The organism is Arthrobacter sp. TMS2-4 (genome assembly GCF_054511075.1).
Window position 1 is genome coordinate 1 of record NZ_JBTNDI010000027.1, and the last position, 7,153, is coordinate 7,153.

A 7,153-nucleotide genomic window follows, 5' to 3' on the forward strand; every position below is an offset into this window, starting at 1 on the left:
ACCCCCATACGGATCGCTCGCTCCCGAAGCTCCTCCGGGTACTTCCTCGGTGCTGCCATGACTCTCATCCTTCCGTGGAATGAAAGCCTCCATCAACCCCGGTACGCGACAATCAGCAATAGCCTCTATCGCATTACCTGCCGCACCAGATATGGCGTTAGATATGCCATTTGCCGTCTTGCAACCGATGTCAACGAGGCCGCATTCATCGCTTGGAGGAACCTTAGCCAATCTGTGGACCCCAAGGTACGTATCCAGAAAGGTCAGAAACCTGGCCTTCTACTGGGCCGCTCGACCCGTCATCGTTGTAGCGGACATGCCAATCACCGTTGTGCCACTCCATGACCGTCGATGTAGTGATGTAGACAAGCTCAGAGCCAGAGTCTCCAGAGGCCACTACTTCAACGGTTGCTCGGTCCTCGCTGTACGAGAGAAGACGGAAGCCTTCGATCTTGATCGGAGGGGTGGTTGTAGAACCAGAAGCGACCCGTCGCTGCAAGCGCTGTAGGTCGATGTCTTTGCCCGGACCCTCGAGCGCTACTTCTTCAGTAGTTCTGAGCAGCAGTTCAGGGTCTCCACTGGCTGCGAGCAGATTCGAGAGGGAAAGTAGTGCGCCCTCGGGTGTGTGGGAGTAGCAGGAGCGGACACCCGTCGTCTCGTCGACCACGCCTGGGCCGTGTTCAGTGGACGTGGGCGCTGCGATGCCGCCGAGAAACTCCCACTCCACGTCCTTGGGTGCGGCCGTGAGTGTGGTTCCTCCGGTGGCGTCGAGCCCGCACATCGATTCATCCGACGCCGTTGCTGATGCATCCTGGGTGGGTGCTGCCGTCTGGGCCTGGGCTGGTGGTGCGGCCTCGGATTCGGCATCATCCCCAATCCAGATAAAGAGGATGATGCCGACGATGATGAGCAGCAGGACGGCGACCGCTGATATGAGGAAGCGGGGCGCTGCCCACCAGAGGTTCTCGGTTTCTTCGCTTTCGGCCATGACTACTCCTGTAGGTAGGGCTGGTTCTGCAGGATGGCTACGCCGCTCCGCCGGAGATGAAGGTCAGCAGTGAGGCCCCGCCGGAGATGAGGGCTACGGCGAGGACGATCTTGATGATGCCGGAGATTTCCTGGGTGGTTTCGCCGGAGCGGGCGTCGAAGGCCATCTTGCCGCCGACGACGAGGAGGCCGAGGACGCAGATGCCCAGGGCAATCCACTTGCCGACGCCGACCATGCGGTTCCAGGCATCCCCAATACCGGGAGGGGCAAGGGGGGCGCTGTCGGGCAGGGTGCCGGCGTTGATCAGGACGTCTTGCGCGAGGAGGAGCATTTGCATGGGTCTAATTCCTTCCAGAATTAAGGCGATCGATGACCTCACTGAGACTGGTGAGGACTTTCCTTAGCTCGCGGGCCAGTGACTCAGGGTCGACTGTGCCTTGGAGCCGAAGCTCTTCTATCCACGGCAGGACCCACGTCTGTGGGACACCGCCGGCGGTGATGCGGGTCAGGTTGTGCAGGGCCTTCGGCAGCTTGCCGGGTGCGTCCGCGATCACGACCAGGCCGCGCAGTGTGATGGTCGGGTGTGAGCCTGCGGCCCAGTCGCGGGCGGCGAGCTGCGCGGCTTTCAGGCCCCGGTGATTCTGCCGGGCGACCAGGAAGACATGAGCCGCAGGGGTCGATGGATCGGCGTCGGAGCGGGAGGGCCAGCGGTGGTGGCACGGGACGCCGCCCAGGAGTACAGCCGCCGACCAGCCCGAACGCCCGAGCGAGCGTCCCGCCACAGCAGACGCGGACTCCACTCCCGCCCCCAGCACTCCCGCCCCCAGCACTCCCGCCCCCAGCACTCCTGCAACCGGTACTCCTACGGCCAGTGCTCGTGCCTCTGAGGAAACCGCGGGTGAAGCACCGCAGGCACAGGTAACGAGCTTTCCTCTCCCCCGGTCCTCCGTCGAGAAGGCTCCTGACGTTCCGCTGGCTTCTTCCCCCGAAGCGCCCCGCGTCGTAGGGGCATCGCGACAGCCGGTACGGGCCGCTGCCCAGGTGGAGCCAGGAGATGAGCGGATCAGCCTGCGCCCCGAGGCCATCACTGAGAAAGCCATCGCCGGGAAGGTCGCTGTCGAGAAGACTGCGGCGCCGGCGCGGGAGGGGTTCCGGGGCTGGCTGAACGTCACGTTCAAGGCGAGCCTCGCCGCGACACCGGCAGAGCGGGCAGGCCGTGAGCGCCGGGCACGGATCCAGCGGCCCCTGGAAACCCACTGCACTATGGCTGTCGTGCAGCTCAAAGGCGGGGCGACGAAGACCACCGTCGCCTACCACCTGGCCGCGACCTACGGGCGGATCCGCGGAGGGAACATCCTCGCCGGTGAGTTCAACGAGAACCAGGGCACCCTCGGTGAGCGGGCTCTCGCCGGTTCCCACGACCGCACCACCCTGGATTTGATCCGGAACCTCGGCACCGTCACCCGGCGCACCAGCGACCTTGTCCGCTACATCCGGCCGCAAGGAGACGACAGGATCCACGTCCTGGCATCCCCGCCCGAAGGCGCCGACCGCCGCCGCGTCGACGGCACCAGCGTGAAAGCCGCCCACGACGTGCTGGCCTCGCTCTACAACCTGATCCTTCTCGACACCGGCAACTCCGCCTAGGCATCGACCTGGCAGGCCGCCGTCGACGTCGCTGACGCGCTCGTCTTCGTCGACCAGAACAAGGCCGACGACTTCCGGCTCCTCGAAGCCACCATCGAAGGCGTCAAAGCTCAAGGCCACGCGGACAAGTTCGCCCGCTCCATCCTGGTCATCACCAACACCGCCCAGCCCAATACCGAGCGCCTCGCCCAGCTCACGGAGTACGGGGACAGCATCGGCCTCGCCGCCGTCATCGTCGTCCCGTTCGACAGGTCCCTGCAGGAAGGCCAGGACTTCGACTACGACGCCCTGAACCCTGCCACCCGGCGGGCCTACGAGGAAGCCACCGCGGCCCTCACCGACCAGCTCTAACCACGCAATCGCGCTGTCTCAGGTCTGGTCCCAGCCGGTCTCTTCACCGGTGTCCTTCGTCGATTTCACTCTTGGTCTCTAGGTACCGGTTAGGCAGGCATGGCAGGGGGTAAAGCCATCGGGTGCGGCATGGCCGCCCTCACCGTCGTACCACTGGGCGCAGTCGTGGCCATGACGATGGTCGTCGCCGGCATTGCCGAAGACGAGGAAGCCAACACGCTCGAGCGCGCCTCCTGCACCGTCTCCGAAGACACCGGCGCGAAGCCTGGCACCCTGCAGCCCGTCCCCAACAGTTGGGGCCCACTGGTCGAGGCAGCAGCCACGGAAGCCGGCCTGCCCCAGAGCGTCGTCGCCGCGCAGCTGAACCAGGAATCAGGGTGGAACGAGAACGCCACCAGCCCGGTCGGCGCCCAGGGCGTCGCCCAGTTCATGCCCGCGACGTGGGCGAGCTACGGCAACGGAGGGGACCCGTTCTCCGCACAGGACGCCATCCCCGCCTACGGCCGATACATGGCCGCACTGAAGCAGCAGGTGCAGCCGATCGCCGGCGACGACCCTGACCTGCTCGTACAGCTCACCCTCGCCGCGTACAACGCCGGCCCGGGAGCCGTTCAGCAACACAAGGGCATACCGCCGTATCAGGAGACGCAGAAGTACGTCAGCGCCATCCTCGATTCCGCGCAGAGCGGGTTCTCGATGGATTGCAAGGCGCCCACCGGGGGCAAATCGTGGGACGGCGACCTCGGAGACGGCGAATGGACCACTCCCCTACCCGGTGGCGTGTTCACCTCCGGCTACGGAAAACGCAACGTGCCAGGCCTGCCAGCATGGGCACAGGACCACGTCGGAGTGGACATCTCAAGCCCCGGGGCCGGGTTCAGCAGCGGCGGACCCGTCGTCGCACCCACCGACCTGCGCATCACCGGTTTCAACGACAAAGACGGGTGCGTCATCGCCAAGGAAGACGGCGACGACCCCGACTTCGGGTTCGCGTTCTGCCACCTGGGCGCCTACGCCGTGAACGAAGGCGACACACTCAAGCGCGGCGACACCATCGGCACCGAAGGCAACCGGGCCAGCCTCGGCAGCGTTCCTACACATCTACATTTCGAGATTTATACACCGGAAGCCCCGGACGTCACCTACCCATATGAAGGCTTCAACATCGACCCCGAACCGATCCTCAAATAGAAAGGCGCGTGGCATCATCATGACACCCACCCCCACGCACCACCGACCCACGCACCAGCGCTACAGGATCGCGGCCGCGCTATGCCTCGCCCTTCCCCTCACGCTCTCCCTGGCCGCCTGCGGTGACGGCGACGGTCAAGCCGGGTCCATGCCCGAGTCGCAGCCCACGACGCTGGACGAGGGCTCCAACACGAGCCCTGCAGCCACGGACATAGTCGGTAACGGCACCTTCACCACGCCGGACGGCGCAGACCGAACCGACGTCGAGTCCACCGCCGAGGTCGCCGCCCTCATGCTGCACTCGTGGGACACCACGACCGACACCACCCAGACCGCAGCAGCTATCCGAGCCATCCCCCTGATGAGCAACGAATGGGCGACCAACCAAGTCGAACCCGAGCGCAACGGCGCACAAGGTGAATGGCTCGAACCCGCCGAACACGAGGCTTACAGCGCGCCATCCATCGTCCCGGCACCCGGCGACGTCTCCGAAGACGTCGCTGAGGACAAGGCCATCCGCGCCTACGACGTCACCTGGCGGTGGATCAGCCGCGACGAAACCGAACTCCCCACCACTGGGCGGCAAATCGTGACCATCTACCTCGAGAAGCATGACGGCCGCTGGGACGTCGTCGGCCACCAGATCCAGGACATGGGCTGATGGGGCACGGAAATTTGGCGCGACACGCCGAAGCCACCCCACTTAACGAAATCAGATTCAGGTTAGTCTGTGTGACAGGTTCAACTGGAAGAGGGATCATGGCACAGCGCAGCAAAGGTGAACGCCACGTCATCACGGCTCGACTGCCGATGAGCGACGCTAAAAAGCTTGCTGCCGTCGTTGCAGCTACTGACGAAAATCGGAGCGACCTCGTCGCCCGACTTGTTCACAGCTATCTCGAAACCATTGACCTCGATGAACTTACAAGCCAGGAGGAGTTGCAGTTCAGTAGGGCCTCCTAAATAGAAAAGGCCCGCCGTAGCGGGCCTTCTCATATTCAAGTTTCCAAGCTCCACACCGTCGTTCCGGCAAGATCACCGGTGGGGAGCTCAACCGAGTACGTCCATTTCAGGTCGTGCCCTTAGGTGAAAGTGTACACCGAGTGCTCCATGCACCTCCAGTGGTTCATGCCGCGCCACGCCGGGCCGCTTCGCCCGCCAGCGCCGCGTGGGTTCTCGCACCCCTGATCGCGGGTCAGCCCATCTATCGTGCCGGGCGTTGGATCGGGGACCGTTTCCAGTACCCGCGCCCACGCACACCGCTGCGCATCACCAGCACCCTGCCCTCCGCACCGGCGGCCGTGTTGATCCATGGGGCCGACGGGTCGGTGCGGACCCTGTGCCTGGATTTGGACACCTCCAAGGCCCGCAAGACTGTCGTGGACGACGACGCTGCGCGCCTGGCAGACATCCTTGGGGCCGCCGGCCTGTCGTTTGTGGAGGACCGGTCCCCCAGCGGTGGCCGCCACCTGTACGTGCCGCTGCAGGAACCCATCACCGCGGCCGAGGCACGCCAAGTGGTGGAAGCCCTCGGGGTACGCGCCCCGAGCCTGGATCCGAGCCCGCACCAGAACCCCACCGATGGGTGCATCCGTGTCCCGGGATCCGCGCACAAGTCCGGTGGCCACCAAACGCTGATCACGCCGCTGGCACAGGCTTACGGGGTCCTCACCCGCCGCAACCCCGCCACTGCGCTGGCCGCGCTAGGTAAGGCCCTGGCACCGGAGTTGTACCGCCTCGAGCAGGCCCGGCGCCGCACCCAAGTACGCGCCGCTGCCGCGACCGCCGCCCTGCATGCCGCACCACGGGATAGCGCGAGGGCGGCGGGTCATGATTCGCCGTTGCGGGTGGTGGCCCGTACCGGGTTGTACGAGACCAGCCGGTATGCCAGCGACTCCGAGGCCCGCATGGCGGTCCTGAACCACTTCGCCGCCTGCCGCTGGAGCTTGGATCAGGTCCGCGCCGGCATGGACGGGCAGTACGCCGGCCTCACCGCCCTCTACGGGACCAAGACCGAGCGGCTCCTGCCCGTCGAGTGGGCCAAAGCCCAGGCCTTCACCGCCACCCACACCACGGCCGGCGCCATGGCCCGAACCACGCCCGGAGCCCGCCTGAAGAACCCCGCCCAGCGGACCGGGAAGAAGACTGCGCATAACTTCACCACAAGCCCTACTTCACTCACGGGGGGCAGCCCACAACCAGCTCAACCAAACCTGCCGGCGCCCAGTTCGACCTCGATCCATGAGCTCGTGAATGATCTTGAGAATGTCCTCTACGCGGTCCTCGATCACAGGCTCAAGGATCAGGGGCGTGCCGGGATCAGCTTGAGGTTCCTCCTCCGGGCTGTGCTGGCGTACATGAGGACCAACCAGACGAACCTCCTTGATGTCGGGTGCCGTACCTTCGCCGTCGCACTGGGCAAGGACCACGTCACCATCGCCCGCCTCCTGCCCCTGCTCGAGACCGCATCAGCAGGCATCCTCACCCGCATCGACCGCGGCCGGGGCCGGAACGCCGACACCTACGCCGTGCAGCTACCGACCGAATTCGCGCAGCTTGCCCGCGACCTGACCTGGCGCAAAGGCAAGATCCACGCCATCCGGCCTGTCTTCCGGGTTCTGGGGGACGTGGCGGCCCTGGCCTACGAGGGCATAGAACGTGGCCGCCGCTCCCCCACCACCGCGGACCTCACCCGCAGCACCGGCATCAGCCGCCGCGCCCTCACCGACCACCTCGCCCGCATGGAGGCCCTGGGCATGATCCGCCGGCACCACGGCCGCTGGGAGATCATCACCACCACCAATCTCCACCAGCTCGCCGACCGGCTCGGCGCCACCGAGGACCGCCAAGCCCAGATCACCCGCTACCGCAAGGAACGCGCCGCCTGGCACGCCTGGCTCGACCGGCACCTACTCCCCCACCTCGAAGAACACGAACTCCACGACCCGGAACGCGACGACTACTGGCTACCACCCC

The 7,153-nt window shown here is 65.7% G+C and carries 8 protein-coding genes; 5 read left to right on the forward strand and 3 right to left on the reverse strand.

Annotation, left to right across the window (positions count from 1 at the left end; genetic code table 11):
• Positions 1-223: 223 nt before the first annotated feature.
• Genes ACX80F_RS16705 through ACX80F_RS16715 form a run of 3 tightly spaced genes read right to left on the reverse strand, consistent with a single transcriptional unit; the run spans position 224 to position 1,833 of the window.
• Entirely contained in the window at positions 224-988 is a 765-nt protein-coding gene (locus ACX80F_RS16705; protein ID WP_459337508.1) for a hypothetical protein, read from the reverse strand.
• A 37-nt stretch (positions 989-1,025) separates the two neighbouring features.
• Positions 1,026-1,325, reverse strand: coding sequence for a hypothetical protein (locus ACX80F_RS16710; RefSeq protein WP_459337509.1), 300 nt, complete (start codon positions 1,323-1,325; stop codon positions 1,026-1,028).
• A 4-nt stretch (positions 1,326-1,329) separates the two neighbouring features.
• Positions 1,330-1,833, reverse strand: coding sequence for a DUF6668 family protein (locus tag ACX80F_RS16715; protein ID WP_459337510.1), 504 nt, complete (start codon positions 1,831-1,833; stop codon positions 1,330-1,332).
• Between the two features lie 196 nt (positions 1,834-2,029).
• Here ACX80F_RS16715 and ACX80F_RS16720 point away from each other — a divergent pair, with 196 nt between their 5' ends.
• From ACX80F_RS16720 to ACX80F_RS16740, 5 genes are all read left to right on the forward strand, one after another.
• Positions 2,030-2,635, forward strand: coding sequence for a P-loop NTPase family protein (locus tag ACX80F_RS16720; RefSeq protein ID WP_459337511.1), 606 nt, complete (start codon positions 2,030-2,032; stop codon positions 2,633-2,635).
• 450 nt (positions 2,636-3,085) lie between these two features.
• Complete coding sequence (locus tag ACX80F_RS16725) at positions 3,086-4,177, forward strand: transglycosylase SLT domain-containing protein (protein ID WP_459337512.1); 1,092 nt, start codon at positions 3,086-3,088, stop codon at positions 4,175-4,177.
• Positions 4,178-4,196: 19 nt separating this feature from the next.
• Entirely contained in the window at positions 4,197-4,838 is a 642-nt protein-coding gene (locus tag ACX80F_RS16730) for a hypothetical protein (protein ID WP_459337513.1), read from the forward strand.
• Between the two features lie 98 nt (positions 4,839-4,936).
• Entirely contained in the window at positions 4,937-5,140 is a 204-nt protein-coding gene (locus ACX80F_RS16735; protein WP_199279064.1) for a hypothetical protein, read from the forward strand.
• A gap of 158 nt (positions 5,141-5,298) precedes the next feature.
• On the forward strand, positions 5,299-7,153 hold a 1,855-nt coding region (locus tag ACX80F_RS16740; protein ID WP_459337514.1), incomplete at its 3' end, for a hypothetical protein.

Excerpts from the sequence above, each read along its gene's own strand:
- ACX80F_RS16735 (WP_199279064.1), top strand. The coding sequence starts at position 4,937 with ATGGCACAGCGCAGCAAAGGTGAACGCCACGTCATCACGGCTCGACTG.
- ACX80F_RS16725 (WP_459337512.1), top strand. The coding sequence starts at position 3,086 with ATGGCAGGGGGTAAAGCCATCGGGTGCGGCATGGCCGCCCTCACCGTC.
- ACX80F_RS16730 (WP_459337513.1), top strand. The coding sequence starts at position 4,197 with ATGACACCCACCCCCACGCACCACCGACCCACGCACCAGCGCTACAGG.
- ACX80F_RS16705 (WP_459337508.1), bottom strand. The coding sequence starts at position 988 with ATGGCCGAAAGCGAAGAAACCGAGAACCTCTGGTGGGCAGCGCCCCGC.
- ACX80F_RS16710 (WP_459337509.1), bottom strand. The coding sequence starts at position 1,325 with ATGCAAATGCTCCTCCTCGCGCAAGACGTCCTGATCAACGCCGGCACC.